At 64.9% G+C, this 17606-nt stretch carries 11 protein-coding genes; 10 read left to right on the plus strand and 1 reads right to left on the minus strand.

Features of this window, described 5'->3' with window-relative positions:
• The first annotated feature begins 118 nt into the window (after positions 1–118).
• From J5J86_RS03765 to J5J86_RS03780, 4 genes are all read left to right on the plus strand, one after another.
• The gene (locus J5J86_RS03765; protein WP_209105223.1) at positions 119–1381 is read left to right on the plus strand and encodes an efflux RND transporter periplasmic adaptor subunit; all 1263 of its coding nucleotides are present in this window, start codon (positions 119–121) and stop codon (positions 1379–1381) included.
• 30 nt (positions 1382–1411) lie between these two features.
• Positions 1412–4600 (plus strand): efflux RND transporter permease subunit, encoded by a 3189-nt coding sequence (locus J5J86_RS03770; RefSeq protein WP_209103563.1) that lies wholly within the window; start codon positions 1412–1414, stop codon positions 4598–4600.
• Between the two features lie 132 nt (positions 4601–4732).
• Entirely contained in the window at positions 4733–8068 is a 3336-nt protein-coding gene (locus J5J86_RS03775) for a transglutaminase family protein (RefSeq protein ID WP_209103564.1), read from the plus strand.
• A gap of 215 nt (positions 8069–8283) precedes the next feature.
• Positions 8284–8793, plus strand: coding sequence for a hypothetical protein (locus tag J5J86_RS03780; RefSeq protein WP_209103565.1), 510 nt, complete (start codon positions 8284–8286; stop codon positions 8791–8793).
• Between the two features lie 43 nt (positions 8794–8836).
• Here the strand turns inward: J5J86_RS03780 and J5J86_RS03785 are convergent, their stop codons facing one another.
• Positions 8837–9427, minus strand: a complete 591-nt coding sequence (locus J5J86_RS03785; RefSeq protein ID WP_209103566.1) for a hypothetical protein — start codon at positions 9425–9427, stop codon at positions 8837–8839.
• Positions 9428–9864: 437 nt separating this feature from the next.
• Here J5J86_RS03785 and nifH point away from each other — a divergent pair, with 437 nt between their 5' ends.
• From nifH to nifX, 6 genes are all read left to right on the plus strand, one after another.
• Positions 9865–10764 carry a nitrogenase iron protein gene (gene nifH, locus J5J86_RS03790; protein WP_209105224.1) on the plus strand — a complete coding sequence of 300 codons (900 nt, stop codon included), beginning with the start codon at positions 9865–9867 and terminating at the stop codon, positions 10762–10764.
• A gap of 61 nt (positions 10765–10825) precedes the next feature.
• The gene (nifD, locus tag J5J86_RS03795) at positions 10826–12346 is read left to right on the plus strand and encodes a nitrogenase molybdenum-iron protein alpha chain (RefSeq protein WP_209103567.1); all 1521 of its coding nucleotides are present in this window, start codon (positions 10826–10828) and stop codon (positions 12344–12346) included.
• Between the two features lie 194 nt (positions 12347–12540).
• Entirely contained in the window at positions 12541–14079 is a 1539-nt protein-coding gene (nifK, locus tag J5J86_RS03800) for a nitrogenase molybdenum-iron protein subunit beta (protein WP_209103568.1), read from the plus strand.
• A 142-nt stretch (positions 14080–14221) separates the two neighbouring features.
• Positions 14222–15742, plus strand: a complete 1521-nt coding sequence (gene nifE, locus J5J86_RS03805) for a nitrogenase iron-molybdenum cofactor biosynthesis protein NifE (protein ID WP_247658020.1) — start codon at positions 14222–14224, stop codon at positions 15740–15742.
• Positions 15743–15752: 10 nt separating this feature from the next.
• A complete protein-coding gene (gene nifN, locus J5J86_RS03810) occupies positions 15753–17135 on the plus strand; it encodes a nitrogenase iron-molybdenum cofactor biosynthesis protein NifN (RefSeq protein WP_209103569.1) in 1383 nt (460 codons plus the stop codon).
• Positions 17104–17598 carry a nitrogen fixation protein NifX gene (nifX, locus tag J5J86_RS03815; RefSeq protein WP_209103570.1) on the plus strand — a complete coding sequence of 165 codons (495 nt, stop codon included), beginning with the start codon at positions 17104–17106 and terminating at the stop codon, positions 17596–17598. The genes nifN and nifX overlap by 32 nt, the downstream gene beginning before the upstream one ends.
• Positions 17599–17606: the final 8 nt, after the last annotated feature.

Below are 17606 nucleotides of genomic sequence, written 5' to 3' on the forward strand. Positions count from 1 at the left end.
AAGCCGTGGCGCAGGCAACACGCCGGCCCTCGAACCGCGCGCGACCATTCTCTTTCATGGACACGCCAGAGGTCGCTGCTTAGTATCCGCGCGATCGCTCGATCGGGGGTTGGGTATGATGGTATTGGTACGCGGTTCGTGTGCGCGCAAGTCTGAACTCCGCGCTGGTCATCCGGGGTTCATCTTGGCCGCAACGGCGCTTGTCTCGGTCGCGCTTGCGGGCTGCGAAGAGAAAAACACCTACGTCGCGCCCCCTCCTCCCACCGTCACTGTCGCTGCGGCCCCCTCGCAGCCCGTGACCCGGTATCTCGAACTGACCGGCAACACCGCCTCCATCAATACGGTGGACCTGAATGCCCGCGTCCAGGGCTTCCTGACCGGCATCAAGTACAAGGATGGCGCCTTGGTGAAGAAGGGCACCGTGCTCTTCACCATCGAGCAGGACCAATATATCGCCAGCCTGGAATCGGCCAAGGCGACGCTCGCCGCCAACCAGGCGCTCCAGGTGCAGGCCGAGGCCGAGTTCAACCGGCAGAATCAGCTCGCCAAGCAGGACTTCGCCTCCCAGGCCACCCTCGACCAGGCCCGCGCCAAGCGCGACCAGGCGGTGGCCAACGTGCAGAATGCCCAGGCCCAGGTGGACACCGCCAAGATCAATCTCGGCTATACCGAGGTGCTCGCCCCGTTCGATGGCGTGGTGACGGCGCACTTGCAGGATGTGGGCGCGCTGGTGGGCTATAGTGGGCCCACCAAGCTGGCCACCATCGTCGAAATCAACCCGATTTATGTGTGGTTCACCCTCTCCGAGACCCAGGTCCTGCGCATCAAGGAAGGCCTCGCGGCCCAAGGCAAGACCCTGGCCCACGTGGCGGAGAACATCGCCAACATCCCGGTGGAGATCGGCCTCCAGACGGAGCAGGGCTATCCCCACAAGGGCAAGCTCGACTATGTGGCACCCCAGGTGGACCCCAATACCGGCACGCTGACCGTGCGCGGCATCTTCGACAACAAGGACTTCACCCTGCTGCCCGGCCTGTTCGCCCGCGTCCGCCTGCCGCTCGGCCAGCCCGAGAACATGGTGGTGGTGGAAGACACCGCCGTGGGGGCCAACCAGAGCGGCTCCTACGTCCTGGTGGTGGGTGCCGACAACAAGGTGTCGCAGCAGGTGGTCCAGCTCGGCCAGCTCCAGGACAATGGCCTGCGCGCCATTACCAAGGGCCTGACCGCCGGCGACAAGGTGGTGGTCAACGGCATGCAGCGCGCCATTCCCGGCGCGACGGTGACGCCGGAGACCGGCACCATGACCGCGCCGGAGCAGAAGAAGCCCATCAGCCCCGCGAACAACACCCCCGGCGCCGCCGCGCCGGCCACCAAGAACTGACGTCGGCTCCTCGAACCCAAGGCGGCGAACATGATCTCGCGCTTTTTCATCGAGCGACCGGTTCTGGCCAACGTCCTCGCTCTTCTGTTCGTGCTCATCGGCGCGGTCTGCCTGCTGCGCCTGCCGGTGGCGCAATATCCCAACATCGTGCCGCCCACGGTCACGGTGTCCACCTCCTATCCGGGCGCCAGCGCCAAGACCATCATCGACACCGTCGCCTTGCCCATCGAGCAGCAGGTGAACGGTGTCCAGGGCATGCTCTACATGCAGTCCTGGGCGGCCTCGGACGGCACCTATACGCTGGTGGTGACCTTCGCCATCGGCACCGACCCGAACATGGCGCAGGTGCTGGTGCAGAACCGCGTCTCCATCGCCATGGCCTCGCTGCCCACATCGGTGCAGACCCAAGGCGTGACCGTGCTCCAGAAGGGCACGTCGATCCTGGAATTCGTGTCGCTGACCTCGCCGGACGGCCGCTATGACGGCCTGTTCCTGTCCAACTATGCCGCCATCTATGTGCAGAACGAGCTCGCCCGTCTGCCGGGCGTCGGCAACGTCTTCATCTTCGGCGTCGGCGATTATGCCATGCGCATCTGGCTCGACCCGGACAAGATGCAGGCGGTGGGCGTCACCCCCTCGGACGTGACCCAGGCGGTGAAGGGCCAGAGCCAGGAGGTCACCGCCGGCCAGGTGGGCGCGCCACCGGCGGGCGGCCAGGCCAGTTTCCAATATACGGTGAACATCCAGGGCCGCCTCAACGACGTGCCCGACTATGAGAACATCATCGTCAAGGTCGACAACCAGGACGGCGGCCGCATCGTCCGCATCCGCGACATCGGCCGGGTGGAACTGGGCGCGCAGTCCTATTCCAAGACCTTCACCCTGGACAACAAGCCCGCCACCGGCATCGCCATCTTCCAGCTGCCCGAGGCCAACGCGCTCGACGTGGCGGCGGCGGTGGAAGCCAAGATGGAGGAATTGAAGACCTCCTTCCCCGAGGGCGTCGCCTACGAGATCCCCTTCAACACCACCTTGTTCGTCACCGCCTCCATCGACGAGGTCTACAAGACCCTGTACGAGGCCGGCATCCTGGTGCTGGTGGTGATCATCCTCTTCCTCCAGGACTGGCGCGCCACTTTGGTGCCCGCCACCACCGTGCCGGTGACCATCATCGGCGCCTTTGCCGCCATGGCGGCGCTGGGCTTCACGGTGAATTTGACCACGCTGTTCGCCCTCATTCTGGCCATCGGCATCGTGGTGGACGACGCCATCGTGATCGTGGAGGGCGTGGCGCGGCACATCGAGGAGGGCATGGACGGCCGCCCGGCGGCGGAAAAGGCCATGGACGAGCTGTTCGGCCCGGTCATCGGCATCACGCTGGTGCTGATGTCGGTGTTCCTGCCAGCGTCCTTCATTCCCGGCCTGTCGGGCGAGATGTTCAAGCAGTTCGCGCTGGTCATCGCCGCCACCGCGGTCATCTCGGCCATCAATGCCGCCACCTTGAAGCCCACCCAGTGCGCCCTGTGGCTGCGCAAGCCCACCCCGCCCGAGAAGCGCAATTTCTTCTTCCGCGGCTTCAACGCGGTCTATGACAAGTGCGAGCACTGGTATACCGGCCTCATCAGCCGCATGGTGCACCATTCCAAGCTGATGGTGGTGTTCGCGCTCACCCTCATCGCCATCGCCATCTACGGCATCAGCCGCGTGCCCACCTCGTTCCTGCCCATCGAGGACCAGGGCTATGTGGTGCTGGCGGTGCAGTTGCCGGAAGGCTCCTCCATGGAGCGCACCCAGGAGGTGGTGAACCAGGTCTCCGCCATCGCCCAGAAGGTGCCCGGCGTGGCCACGGTGCTCGGCATCACCGGCATCTCGGCCCTCGACAACAACGCCACCTTGTCCAATGCCGGCGTGCTCTATGTCACCTTCACCGACTGGAGCGTGCGCGAGAAGAACAAGGGCGAGGACCTGCGCTCCCTCTATATGCGCTTCATCAAGGACTTCGAGCAGGTGCAGTCGGCCTCGGTGCTGGTGCTGGTGCCCCCGGCCATCCAGGGCATCGGCAACGCCTCCGGCTTCACCATGCAGCCGCAGATCCGCGACGGCAATTTTGACTACCAGCTCCTCTCCAAGGTGGCGGATGCCATCATCGAGAAAGGCGAGTCGCAGTCCGGCCTCTCCCACCTGTCCACCTCGTTCCGGGTGGGCGCGCCCCAATTGCAGGTGGAGGTCAACCGCATCAAGGCCGAGACGCTGGGCATCGGCGTGAACCAGGTCTTCTCGGCCGTCTCCACCTATGTGGGCTCCAGCTACGTCACCCAGATCAACAAGTTCGGCAACGTCTTCCAGGTCTATGCCCAGGCCGACAGCAAGGCCCGCATTCACCCCGAGGACCTGAACAACCTGAAGGTCAAGGCGGGCAACGGGACGATGGTGCCGCTGGGCACCCTCATCGACATCCGCGTGATGCCGGGCGCGCCGCTGATCTCGCTCTACAATCTCTATCCCACCGCCACCATCGTGGGCGTCAACTCGCCGGGCTATTCCTCCGGCCAGGCGATGGACCTGATGGAGCAGATCGCCAAGGCCACCTTGCCCCCGGGCATGGGCTTCGAATGGACGGCCATGTCGTACCAGGAGAAGCAGGTCGGCAACCAGATGTACTACGTCTTCGCCATGGCCATCGTGCTGGTCTACATGGTGCTGGCGGGCCAGTATGAAAGCTGGATCCAGCCGCTCTCGGTCATCCTGGCGGTGCCGCTGGCGCTCCTCGGCACGGTGTCCGCGCTGGTGGGACTTGGCATCGCCAACAACCTCTACACCCAGATCGGCCTGGTGCTGCTGATCGCGCTCGCCTCCAAGAACGCGATCCTGATCGTGGAATATGCCCGCGACAAACGCCTGGAGGGAATGGAGATCATGGATGCGGCGGTGGAGGCGGCACGGCTGCGCTTCCGCCCCATCCTCATGACCTCCTTCGCCTTCATCCTGGGCGTGCTGCCGCTGGTCTTCGCCACCGGCGCCGGCGCCAATTCCCGCAAGTCCATCGGCATCGCCGTGGTCTCGGGCATGCTGGCCTCCACCTGCCTGGCGGTGCTGTTCGTGCCCTCCTTCTTCACGGTGCTCCAGAAGTTCGAGGAGAAGGTGCTGAAGAAGAAGCCCACCCGGCCGGGCGAAGGCGGGCCGGAGCCCGCCAAGGACGGCGCCGCGCATCCCGCGTGAGACATGAGGGCAGGACGGCCTCCGTCCTGCCCTTATTTTCGGCACGACGCGCCGCAAAGACGCGCTTCCGTGCCGCTAACCCCTTGTCTAACCTTGGGCTTGCCCTTTGCCCACCGCAGCCGGTGACACACCATGCCCATCCTGACGAGCCTGCATCACGTTACCAGCTACACCTATGACAAGCCGGTGGCGCTCGGGCCCCAGATCATCCGCCTGCGCCCCGCCCCCCATTGCCGCACCGAGGTGCCGGCCTATTCGCTGAAGATCAGCCCGGCCGAGCACTTCATCAACTGGCAGCAGGACCCGTTCGGCAACTGGCAGGCCCGCCTCGTCTTCCCGGAGAAGACGACGGAATTCAAGGTGGAGGTGGACCTCCACGCCTCCATGGCGGTCATCAACCCGTTCGACTTCTTCATCGAGGACTATGCCGAGCATTTCCCGTTCGACTATGCGCCCGAGCTGAAGAAGGAATTGACCCCCTATCTGGAGCTGGAGGACGCCGGTCCCCTGATCGACGCCTATGTGGCCGCCATCCCGCGCGAGAAGAAGCGCATGGTGGACTTCCTGGTGGAGCTGAACCAGAAGATCCAGTCTCAGGTGGGCTATGTCATCCGCATGGAGCCGGGCGTCCAGACGCCCGACGAGACGCTGGAAAAGGGCCTGGGCTCCTGCCGCGATTCCGGCTGGCTGCTGGTGCAGGTGCTGCGCCGGCTCGGCCTCGCCGCCCGCTTTGTCTCCGGCTATCTCATCCAGCTGCGCCCCGACGTGAAGTCGCTGGACGGCCCATCGGGCACCGAGGTGGACTTCACCGACCTCCACGCCTGGGCGGAAGTCTACCTGCCGGGCGCCGGCTGGATCGGCCTCGACGCCACCTCCGGCCTCCTGTGCGGCGAGGGCCACTTGCCTTTGGCCGCCACCCCGCATTATCGCTCCGCCGCCCCCATTTCGGGCCTGGTTGAGCCGGCGGAAGTGGAATTCGGCTTCGACATGCGGGTGGACCGCATCGCGGAAGCCCCCCGCGTCACCTTGCCCTTCTCGGACGAGAGCTGGGCCGCGCTTAACGCACTGGGCGAGGTGGTGGATGCGGACCTCAAAGCCCATGACGTGCGCCTGACCATGGGCGGCGAGCCCACCTTCGTCTCCATCGACGATTATGAGGGCGCCGAATGGAACACGGCGGCGCTGGGTCCCATGAAGCGGGGCAAGGCGGACGAGCTGATCCGCCGCCTGCGCGAGAAATTCGCCCCCGGCGGCCTCATGCATTACGGCCAGGGCAAGTGGTATCCGGGCGAGGATCTGCCCCGCTGGTCCTTCGGCCTGTTCTGGCGCAAGGATGGCAAGCCCATCTGGCACGACGAGAAGCTGATCGCTTACGAGACCACCCATTATCCGGTGGGTCCGAACGAGGCGCACAAATTCTCCAGCGCGCTGGCCGAGCGGCTCGGCCTGAAGGACGAGAATGTCATCCCGGCCTATGAGGACATCGCCTACTTCATCCTGAAGGAAGCGAACCTGCCGGAAAATCTGGAACCCGGCGATCCCCGCATCAAGGACCCCATCGCCCGCAAGGCCATGGCGGACGCCTTCGCCCAGGGGCTCGGCACCGCCAAGGGCTATGCCATTCCGGTGCAGCGCCTGAACGCCCGCGCCGGCAGCGGCTGGCTGAGCGAGGCCTGGCGCTTCCGCCGCGGCCACATGTTCCTGGTGCCCGGCGACAGCCCCATCGGCTTCCGCCTGCCGCTGGATTCGCTGGCCTATATCCCGGCCACCCTCTATCCCCACACCATCCCGGCCGATCCGCTGGACCCGCGCCCCGATTTGCCGGACCCGGACGAGATTGCCCAGGCCTATCGCCGCGACGGCGACACCGGGGCCATCCCGGCGGCCGTGCGGGCGCGGGCCATCGTGCAGGACTATCTCTCCTATTCCCCGGCCGCCGGCCCCTTCTATGTGCGCACCGCCATCGCCATCGAACCGCGCGACGGACATCTGTGCGTGTTCATGCCGCCGGTGGAGGCGCTGGAGGATTATCTGGAGCTGGTGACCGCCGTCGAGGCGGTGGCGGAGGAGCTCAACCTTCCCATCCATCTGGAAGGCTATCCCCCGCCCTATGACCCGCGCCTGGAGGTGATCCGCATCGCCCCCGATCCGGGCGTGCTGGAAGTCAACGTGCACCCCTCCGACAATTGGAAGGGCTGCGTGGAGACCACACGCATTCTCTATGACGAGGCCCACCAGACTCGCCTCGGCACCGAGAAGTTCATGCTGGACGGGCGCCATTCGGGCACGGGCGGCGGCAACCACGTGGTGGTGGGCGGCGCGACGCCGGCCGACAGTCCCTTCCTGCGCCGGCCGGACCTGCTGAAAAGCCTGATCCTCTATTGGCAGCGCCACCCCTCGCTGTCCTATCTCTTCTCGGGCCTTTTCATCGGCCCGACCTCGCAGCATCCGCGCATCGACGAGGCGCGCCACGACAGCCTCTATGAGCTGGAGATCGCGCTCTCCAAATTCCCCTATCCGGGCACGGACCTGCCGCCGCCGCCCTGGCTGGTGGACCGCCTGCTGCGCAACATCCTGATCGACGTGACGGGCAACACCCACCGCACGGAAATCTCCATCGACAAGCTCTATTCGCCCGATGGCCCCACCGGGCGCCTCGGCCTGGTGGAGTTCCGCTGCTTCGAGATGCCGCCGGACTGGCGCATGAGCCTTGCCCAGCAATTGCTCCTGCGCGCCCTCATCATGATGCTCTGGAAGCAGCCCATCACCGGGGGCTGCGTGCGCTGGGGCACCACGCTCAATGACCGCTTCATGCTGGGCCATTATGTGTGGGAGGACTTCAACGATGTCCTCAGCGACATGAAGGACGCGGGCTATGCCTTCGATCCCGAGTGGTTCCGCGCCCAATTCGAGTTCCGCTTCCCCGCTTATGGCAAGGTCCATTATGCGGGCGTGGACCTGGAGTTGCGCAGTGCGCTCGAACCCTGGCACGTGCTGGGCGAGGAAGGGGCCATTGGCGGCACGGTGCGCTACGTGGATTCCTCCGTGGAGCGCATCCAGGTGAAGGTGGAGGGCTTCAATCCGGCCCGCTACATCCTCACCTGCAACGGCCGCCGCGTGCCGCTCGCCCCCACCGGGCGCAACGGCACCTTCGTGGCGGGCGTGCGCTACAAGGCCTGGCAGCCGCCGAACGGCCTGCACCCCACCATTCCCGTGCATACCCCGCTCACCTTCGACATCATCGACACCTGGAGCGGGCGTTCGCGCGGCGGCGTGGTCTATCACGTCGCCCATCCGGCGGGGCGCAACTACGAGACCTATCCGGTCAATTCCTATGAGGCCGAGGCCCGCCGGCTGGCGCGCTTCCAGCCCCATGGCCACACGCCCGGCATGACCCATGTGCCGGCGGAGACGGCGCCCGACGAGTTCCCCACCACGCTGGACCTGCGCCGGCCCATCGGCGTGTGAGGCGGGCGCTCGCCGCGCCCTCCACCGGACGCTTGCGAAGGCCGGCCCGTCCCACGGGCCGGCCTTTTTTTGGGACATGTCCGGGGGCGGATGCCGTGCGCCCTTCCCCGGCTCACAACCGTCTCGCCAGGACCGGGCGGACGTGCTTATAGGGAAGCAATCGGGCGGGTGCGCGAGGGGGAATTCGCGCCCCGCGGCCCCAGAGGGGGGAACGGATGATCTTGTCGCTTCTGTCGGCGCACCTCGCCTCCTCCATCGTGGCCGCGAGCTTGTTCGCCGGCATCGTTCCCTCCCCCCAGGCCACGCCCGCCTCCGACCCCGCTTTGGTGGAGACCAAGGTTGCCGAGGTGAGCGGCTGGACCGTGAATGCGGTGAGCGTCGACGGCCAGTATGTGCGATGCGCCGCCACCCCGCCCGCCGCCGTGGACCTTGCCGCCGCGCTGGAAAAGTCCAGCGAGGGCTGGACCTTGCTCGTCCCCTCCGCCGCGCCCGGCGACGAGGTGAAGGGCCGCATCGAGGTGGACGGAAAGACGACCAAATCCACCTTCTATCGCATGGACGATGAGCGCCTGGGCACCTTCCTGAAGGAGGGCCAGATCAAGGCCATGCGCACCGCGAAGGTCTTGACCGTGGTGATCGGGCCCGAGCAGACCAAGCTGCCCCTGGAGGGCATCTCGGCCGTGCTCACCGCCCTCGCCGCCTGCGACAAGAAGGGCGGGGCCTGAAAGCCCCCGCCTCCATTGCAGGCGACCGACCGGCCTCCTCGCCTCACACCGGACGGTTCTCGCCGGGATCGCGCACCGGCCCCATCAGGGCGAGCCCTTCTGCGATGGTCAGCTCCGGCCACTTGGCGGAGAACTTGGCCGCCTTGTCGGCGATGAAATCCTGCTTTCCAGCGGTATCCAGCTTCTTCAGATCGTTCTTCTCGATCTTCAGCAGCTCCAGCAGCTCGTTATAGACGGTGGCCTCATCGATGGGCACGACAAGGAAGGTCGCCCCGCCGAGCGCCACCTTGAACTTCTTGTCCAAGGGAATGTTGTTGCAGAAGAGGAAATATTTCCCCTCCGGCGAGAGCGTCTCGCCCAGGACATCCGCGAGGATCCCCGCATATTCAAAGGACAGGAGATAGGCCGCGAAGAAGGAGATGGTCCCCTCCCCTTCCCGGCTCACCGAGAGCACCTGGTCCACCGCCAGCTCCGGCGGCCGCTTCTCGCCCGCCACCGTGGGGGTGAACTTGAGCGCCAGCTCCCCCCGGAAGCCGAACCGCCCCGGCTTGTGCGTCGGCCCCTTCAGCACCGGGTTGAGAAGCCGCCCCTCGCTTTCAAGGCGGGCGAAGGCGGTCTGATCGATGAGCGTCATGGTGAAGTCCTTCTCAAGTAAAGCCGGCTGAGCCGGTGCAAGTTCGGCACCAGCGCCATAAGCCCAGAACCGCGTTGTTCCGCGCCTGGAGAAGGCCCGCCAAGCCGAGTTCAGCAGCCATTTCCGGGCCCTGTCCGACATCCCTGTCGCTCACCCGACAAAGCCGTCCGACACGCCTGGAGGGGTAGGCACAAGGCGACACGGCTTTTCGGAAACGCACATGGCTGTCGTGTTTTGTCGTGTTCGAGACAGCCCCCACGCCGCCGCCGTTCGATCGACGGAAGCAAGCAAGCCATTGTTGCAATTCACTTTTCAAAACTGGCCCGGAGCCCTCCGGCGCTTGGCACGGCGGTTGCGGAAGGAAGTGCGGTGGCGGCGAGCGCCGCGCGCCAATGGTGGCATCGCAAGATGTCGAAACAACCAAGTGGGGTTTGACCATGGCCGGTCTGCGCCAAATTGCTTTCTACGGGAAAGGTGGCATTGGTAAATCCACCACCTCCCAGAATACTCTCGCCGCGCTCGTCGAGATGGGTCAGAAGATCCTGATCGTCGGCTGCGATCCCAAGGCGGATTCCACCCGCCTGATCTTGAACGCGAAGGCCCAGGACACTGTCCTGTCCCTCGCGGCCGAGGCCGGCTCCGTGGAAGATCTTGAGCTCGAGGACGTGCTCAAGATCGGCTACAAGGGCATCAAGTGCGTCGAGTCCGGCGGTCCCGAGCCGGGCGTCGGCTGCGCCGGACGCGGCGTCATTACTTCGATCAACTTCCTCGAAGAGAATGGCGCCTATGATGATGTGGACTATGTGTCCTACGACGTGCTCGGCGACGTGGTGTGCGGCGGCTTCGCCATGCCCATTCGCGAGAACAAGGCGCAGGAAATCTACATCGTCATGTCCGGTGAGATGATGGCCCTCTATGCGGCCAACAATATCGCCAAGGGCATTCTCAAGTACGCCCATTCCGGCGGCGTGCGCCTGGGCGGGCTCATCTGCAACGAGCGCCAGACCGACCGCGAGTGGGACCTGGCCGATGCCCTGGCCAAGCGCCTGAATTCGCAGCTCATCCATTTCGTGCCGCGCGACAACATCGTCCAGCACGCCGAGCTGCGCCGCCAGACCGTGATCGAATACGCGCCCGACAGCAAGCAGGCGCAAGAATATCGTACCCTGGCGAACAAGGTTCATGGCAATGCGGGCAAGGGTACCATCCCGACCCCCATCACCATGGAAGAACTGGAAGAGATGTTGCTGGACTTCGGCATCATGAAGACCGAGGAACAGCAGCTCGCCGAGCTCGCCGCCAAGGAAGCCGCCAAGGCCGCCGCCGCGGCCGTCTGACCCAACGCGGCCCGGCACCCCGCCGGGCCGCCCCGCCGCTCACTTTGAGAGGTCGACTGCCATGAGCCTCGATTATGAAAACGACGGCGCGCTCCACGAGAAGATCATCGAGGACGTGCTGTCCGCCTATCCCGACAAATTCGCCAAGCGCCGGCGCAAGCATTTGTCCGTCGCCAAGGGCGTCGACGAAGTCGAAGAGACGCCCGAGGGCGAGGAGAAGCTCCTCACCGAATGTGATGTGAAGTCCAACATCAAGTCCATCCCGGGCGTGATGACAATCCGCGGCTGCGCCTATGCTGGATCGAAGGGCGTGGTGTGGGGTCCCATCAAGGACATGGTCCACATCTCCCACGGACCTGTTGGCTGCGGCCAGTATTCCTGGTCCCAGCGCCGCAACTATTATATCGGCACGACGGGCATCGACACCTTCGTGACCATGCAGTTCACGTCCGACTTCCAGGAGAAGGACATCGTCTTCGGCGGCGACAAGAAGCTCGACAAGGTCATCACCGAGATCGAGAACCTGTTCCCGCTCAATCACGGCGTCACCATCCAGTCGGAATGCCCCATCGGCCTGATCGGCGACGATATTGAGGCCGTGGCGAAGAAGAAGAACAAGGAAATCGGCAAGACCATCGTGCCCGTCCGGTGCGAAGGCTTCCGGGGCGTTTCTCAATCGCTCGGCCATCACATCGCCAACGATGCGATCCGGGATTGGGTGTTCGAGAAGCAGGACGGCACGCTGGAGTTCGAGACTTCGCCTTATGACGTCAATGTCATCGGCGACTACAATATCGGCGGCGACGCCTGGGCGTCCCGTATCCTTCTGGAAGAAATGGGCCTGCGCATCGTCGGCAACTGGTCGGGCGACGCAACGCTCGCCGAGATCGAGCGGGCGCCCAAGGCCAAGCTCAACCTGATCCATTGCTACCGGTCGATGAACTATATCTGCCGCTACATGGAAGAGAAGTATTCGATCCCGTGGATGGAATACAATTTCTTCGGCCCCTCCCAGATCGCTGCCTCGCTGCGCAAGATTGCCAAGCATTATGGGCCGGAGATCGAGGAAAAGGCCGAGGCCGTGATCGCCAAGTACCAGCCTCTGGTCGATGCAGTCATCGCCAAGTACCGGCCGCGGCTCGAAGGCAAGAAGGTGATGCTCTATGTGGGTGGCCTGCGCCCCCGCCACGTCATCACCGCCTATGAGGACCTGGGCATGGAAATCGCCGGAACGGGCTACGAGTTCGCCCATAACGACGACTACCAGCGCACCGGACATTACGTGAAGGACGGCACGCTCATTTATGACGACGTGACCGGCTACGAACTGGAGAAGTTCATCGAGAAGATCCGCCCGGATCTGGTGGGCTCCGGCATCAAGGAAAAGTATCCGGTGCAGAAGATGGGTATTCCCTTCCGCCAGATGCATTCCTGGGACTATTCGGGCCCCTATCACGGCTATGACGGCTTCGCCATCTTCGCCCGCGACATGGACTTGGCCATCAACAATCCGGTCTGGGGCCTGTTCGATCCGCCCTGGAAGAAGAAGGACGCCGCCCCGCTGCTCCAGGCGGCGGAGTGACATCCCCCTCCGGCCTGCGCCGCGCGGGCCGGATCTAACCCTTTGATCCGCAAGGATCACCAGCGTGCCATTGGGCGCGGACGGGTGACCCTTGCCTGAGCCGAACCCGGCCGCCCCTTGCGGGGAGACCGTCCTAATCCCGAGCCGTGTGCCGCCGTATGGCGCGGCCACGCCGAACAGGACAGGAGTTGACCATGCCGCAATCAGCCGACCGCGTGCTCGACCACGCCCCGCTGTTCCGCGAGCCCGAATATCAGGAAATGTTCGCGCGCAAGCGGGAAGAATTCGAGTGCCCCGCCTCCAATGAATCCGTGGACGCGCAGCGCGAATATGCCAAGAGCTGGGAGTATCGCGAGAAGAACCTCGCCCGCGAAGCCCTGGTGGTAAATCCCGCCAAGGCCTGCCAGCCGCTTGGCGCGGTGTTTGCCTCCGCCGGCTTTGAGAAGACCATGAGCTTCGTCCATGGCTCCCAAGGATGCGTCGCCTATTACCGTTCGCACCTGTCGCGTCACTTCAAGGAGCCGTCTTCCGCGGTCTCCTCTTCCATGACGGAAGACGCGGCGGTGTTCGGCGGTCTCAACAACATGATCGACGGCCTGGCGAACACCTATTCGCTCTACGAGCCGAAGATGATCGCGGTCTCCACCACCTGCATGGCGGAAGTCATCGGCGATGACCTCCAATCCTTCATCACCAATGCCAAGAACAAGGGCTCGGTGCCGCAGGATTTCGACGTGCCCCACGCCCACACGCCCGCCTTCGTCGGCAGCCATGTGGACGGCTACGACAACATGATCAAGGGCATCCTCGAGCACTTCTGGAAGGACAAGGAGCGCGTCGCGGGTGAAAAGATCACCATCATTCCCGGCTTTGACGGCTTCTGCGTGGGGAATAACCGCGAGCTGAAGCGCATGCTCGACCTGATCGGCGTCGACTATACGCTGCTCCAGGACGCCTCCGACACCTATGACACGCCCTCCGACGGCGAGTTCCGCATGTATTCCGGCGGCACAACGCTGGAAGACACCGCCGATGCTCTGAACGCCAAGGCGACGCTCTCGCTGCAGAAATACTGCACCCGCAAGACGCTCGACTATGTGGCGACCAAGGGCCAGGAGGTCGTCAACTTCCACTATCCGCTCGGCATTCGCGGCACGGACGAGCTGCTGTTCAAGATTTCCGAGCTGACCGGCAAGGAGATCCCGCAGGCGCTTACCCTGGAGCGCGGCCGCCTCATCGACGCCATGGCCGACAGCCAGTCCTGGCTGCACGGCAAGAAGTACGCGATCTTCGGCGATCCGGATGTGGTCTATGGCCTCACCCGCTTCATCCTGGAGACTGGCGGCGAGCCGATCCATTGCCTGGCCACCAACGGCACCAAGCAGTGGGAAGAAGAGATGAAGGAGCTTCTCGCCTCCTCGCCCTTCGGTGCGTCGGGCCAGGTCTGGGCAGGCAAGGATCTGTGGCATCTGCGCTCGCTGCTCTTCACCGAGCCGGTGGACTTCATCCTTGGAAATTCCTACGCTAAGTATCTGGAGCGCGACACCAAGACCCCGCTCATCCGCACGGCCTTCCCGATCTTCGACCGGCATCATCATCACCGCTTCCCGGTGATGGGCTACCAGGGTGGCCTGCGCCTGCTGACGACGATCCTCGACAAGATCTTCGACACGCTGGACCAGGAAACCATCGTACCAGCCAAGACCGACTATTCGTTCGACCTGACCCGTTGAACCCGAGGCGGGTCCGCCCGCCCGCCCACGAGACCCGTCGCCGCACAATTTCTGCCCCCCATCGCTCGCGGCGACGTTCCTTGCGCTCCCGGACATAAGGTCCGGGAGCGTCTTTCAAGTCATCAGGATCGCGCCGGAGGGCATGGCCATGCTCAAGGACAAGATCGCCGACGTCTTCAACGAGCCAGGTTGCGACAAGAACCAGGCCAAGGGCGCGAAAGAGCGCAAGAAGGGTTGCTCGAAACCGCTAACGCCCGGCGCCGCAGCCGGCGGCTGCGCGTTTGACGGCGCGAAGATCGTGCTCCAGCCCATCACCGATGTCGCACATCTGATCCACGCCCCGCTCGCCTGCGAAGGCAACAGCTGGGACAATCGCGGCGCCGGCTCCTCGGGCTCCGATCTGTGGCGGCGTTCCTTCACCACGGACCTCACCGAGCTGGACGTGGTGATGGGCAATGGCGAGAAGAAGCTCTACAAGGCCGTGCGCGAGATCGCGCAGCGCTTCAATCCCCCCGCTATCTTCGTCTATTCCACCTGCGTGACGGCGCTGATCGGCGACGACATCGAGGCGGTGTGCAAGGCGGCCTCGGCCAAATATGGCCTGCCCGTTGTGCCGGTGAACGCGCCGGGCTTCGTGGGCTCGAAAAATCTGGGCAACAAGCTCGCCGGCGAGGCCCTGCTCGACCATGTGATCGGCACGGTGGAACCAGACGATGCCGGCCCCCTCGACATCAATATTCTCGGCGAATTCAATCTTTCCGGCGAGTTCTGGGCGGTGAAGCCGCTGTTCGAGAAGCTCGGCATCCGCATCCGCGCCTGCATTCCCGGCGACGCGCGCTATCACGAAGTGGCCGCCGCCCACACCGCGCGGGCGACCATGATGGAATGCTCGACCGCGCTCATCAATCTCGCCCGCAAGATGGAGGAGCGCTGGGGCATCCCCTTCTTCGAGGGCTCTTTCTACGGCATTTCCGACACCTCGGAGGCGCTGCGTCAGACCGCCCGTCTCCTGGTCCAACGGGGCGCGGACGCCGCCCTTCTGGAGCGCACCGAGGCCCTGATCGCGCAGGAAGAGGCCCGAGCCTGGGCGCGGCTGGAGACGTTCCGCCCCCGCCTCCAGGGCAAGCGGGTGCTGCTGAATACCGGGGGCGTGAAGTCCTGGTCGGTGGTGGCGGCGCTGATGGAGATCGGCATCGAGATCGTCGGCACCTCGGTGAAGAAGTCCACGATCGAGGACAAGGAGCGCATCAAGCAGCTTCTGAAAGACGAGAACCACATGTTCGATAGCATGGCGCCGCGTGATCTCTACGCGATGCTCGCGTCCAACAAGGCGGACATCATGCTCTCAGGCGGGCGCACCCAGTTCATCGCGCTCAAAGCCAAGATGCCCTGGCTGGACATCAACCAGGAACGCCATTTCCCCTATGCGGGCTATGACGGCATGGTGGAATTGGTGAAGCGCATCGACATCGCCATCTCCAATCCCATGTGGGCCGAAGTGCGTGAGCCCGCCCCTTGGGATGGGCAAGGCAATCTCTTGTCCGGCCCGGGCGGGCCAGTTGGCGAGGGCCTGGGCGAAGGCGGCGGCGAGGATCCCCATTTCCTCGCCCATACCCGCAAGAAGTTCGCCGGCGCCGGTGCCGACGACCTGGCCGAATGCTGAGGGCGCCGCCATGACCAACGTCACGCCCCTTCTGAAGGCCGCCGCCATCAACCCCTTGAAGTCGTCCCAGCCTTTGGGCGCCGCGCTTGCCTATCTCGGCGTCGACGGCGCCATGCCGCTGTTCCACGGCTCGCAGGGCTGCACGTCCTTCGCGCTCGTCCTGCTGGTGCGCCACTTCAAGGAGACCATCCCGCTCCAGACCACCGCCATGGACGAGGTGGCGACCGTGCTGGGCGGAGCCGATCATCTGGAAGAGGCCATCCTCAACCTGAAGACACGCACAAAGCCGAGCCTCATCGGGATCTGCACCACCGCCTTGGTTGAGACGCGCGGCGAGGATTTCGCCAGCGACCTCAAGCTCATCCGCGCGCGCAACGCGGAAGCGCTCCAGGGCACAGAGGTGGTGCTCGCCCAGACCCCGGACTTCGAGGGCGCCATGGAAGAGGGCTGGTCCAAGGCCGTCCTGTCCATGGTGGAGGCCCTGGTGCCGCACAATGGGGACCGGGTGGTGAGCCTCAACCAGGTGAACATCCTCCCCGGCTGGCATCACACAGTGGCGGACCTCGAATATATCCGGGAGACCGTGGAGGCCTTCGGGCTCGATCCCATCATCCTGCCCGATATTTCCGGCTCGCTGGATGGCACGGTGCCCGACCGCTGGGTGCCCACCGCCTATGGCGGCACGCTGGTGCCCGACATCCGCGCCATGGGCCGCTCGGTGCATACCATCGTGCTGGCGGAACATGTGCGCGATGCGGCGGCGGCCATCGAGGAACGGGCGGGCGTGCCCTTCACGCTGTTCGAGACCCTGACGGGGCTGAAGCCGGCGGACCGTTTCATCAGCCTGCTCGCCCAGCTTTCCGGGCGGCCGGTGCCCGCCAAGCTCCGGCGCCAGCGCAGCCAGCTCCAGGATGCCTTGCTGGACGGGCATTTCCATTTCGGTGGCCAGAAGATCGCCATCGCCGCCGAGCCGGACCTGCTGTTCGCCCTGTCGACCTTCTTCGTGGGTCTCGGCGCCACGGTGGAGGTGGCGGTGACCACCACGGGCGCCAACCCCATCCTGCGCAAGGTGCCCACGGCCGAGGTGCTGGTGGGCGATCTCCAGGACCTGGAAGACCGGGCGGCGGGCTGCGATCTCCTCGTCACCCACAGCCATGGCCGCCAGGCCTCCGAACGCCTCGCCATTCCGCTCATGCGGGCGGGCTTTCCCATCTTCGACCGGCTCGGCAGCCAGCACCGCCTGACCATCGGCCATGAAGGCACGCGGAACCTCATCTTCGAGGTGTCCAACATCTTCCAGGCCAGCCGGCACGAGCCGACCCCACAATCCCTCAACCCGTTCCGTGATCGCGGAGAGACCGATGACAGCCACGCGCAGACTGCGGCTCGTTGAGACCGAAGAGGCGGCCGCCCCGCGCACGGGGCCAGCCGTCCGGGTCGCCATCGCCACCCAGGACATGAAGGGCCTGAACGCCCATTTCGGCTCGGCCAAGAAGTTCGCCGTCTATGACGTGACGGTGGATGGCTGGTCCTTCGTGGAAACCGTGGCGTTCGACCAGGTCTCGGACGAAGGCGGCAAGCACCAGACCGACGGCGACGACAAGATCACGCCCAAGGTGGAGGCGCTGCGCGGCTGCCACCTCCTGTTCTGCCTCGCCATTGGCGGACCGTCCGCAGCCAAGGTGGTCACCGCCAAGATCCACCCCATTAAGATCGCCCAGGCCCAGCCCATCGACGTGGTGCTGGAGCGCACCCGCGAGATGCTGGCCGGCTCGCCGCCGCCCTGGCTGCGCAAGGTGCTGGCCGAAGCCGGCGCCGTCGCGCCCAAGCCCTCTTTCATCGACGACGAAGACTGAACAACGAG

This window comes from Aquabacter sp. L1I39, assembly GCF_017742835.1.
Classification (GTDB): Bacteria; Pseudomonadota; Alphaproteobacteria; order Rhizobiales; family Xanthobacteraceae; genus L1I39.

Coding starts and splice junctions, on each gene's coding strand:
- nifN (WP_209103569.1), top strand. CDS start 15,753: ATGACCAACGTCACGCCCCTTCTGAAGGCCGCCGCCATCAACCCCTTG.
- J5J86_RS03770 (WP_209103563.1), top strand. CDS start 1,412: ATGATCTCGCGCTTTTTCATCGAGCGACCGGTTCTGGCCAACGTCCTC.
- J5J86_RS03785 (WP_209103566.1), bottom strand. CDS start 9,427: ATGACGCTCATCGATCAGACCGCCTTCGCCCGCCTTGAAAGCGAGGGG.
- J5J86_RS03765 (WP_209105223.1), top strand. CDS start 119: ATGGTATTGGTACGCGGTTCGTGTGCGCGCAAGTCTGAACTCCGCGCT.
- nifK (WP_209103568.1), top strand. CDS start 12,541: ATGCCGCAATCAGCCGACCGCGTGCTCGACCACGCCCCGCTGTTCCGC.
- nifD (WP_209103567.1), top strand. CDS start 10,826: ATGAGCCTCGATTATGAAAACGACGGCGCGCTCCACGAGAAGATCATC.
- nifE (WP_247658020.1), top strand. CDS start 14,222: ATGGCCATGCTCAAGGACAAGATCGCCGACGTCTTCAACGAGCCAGGT.
- J5J86_RS03780 (WP_209103565.1), top strand. CDS start 8,284: ATGATCTTGTCGCTTCTGTCGGCGCACCTCGCCTCCTCCATCGTGGCC.
- nifX (WP_209103570.1), top strand. CDS start 17,104: ATGACAGCCACGCGCAGACTGCGGCTCGTTGAGACCGAAGAGGCGGCC.
- nifH (WP_209105224.1), top strand. CDS start 9,865: ATGGCCGGTCTGCGCCAAATTGCTTTCTACGGGAAAGGTGGCATTGGT.
- J5J86_RS03775 (WP_209103564.1), top strand. CDS start 4,733: ATGCCCATCCTGACGAGCCTGCATCACGTTACCAGCTACACCTATGAC.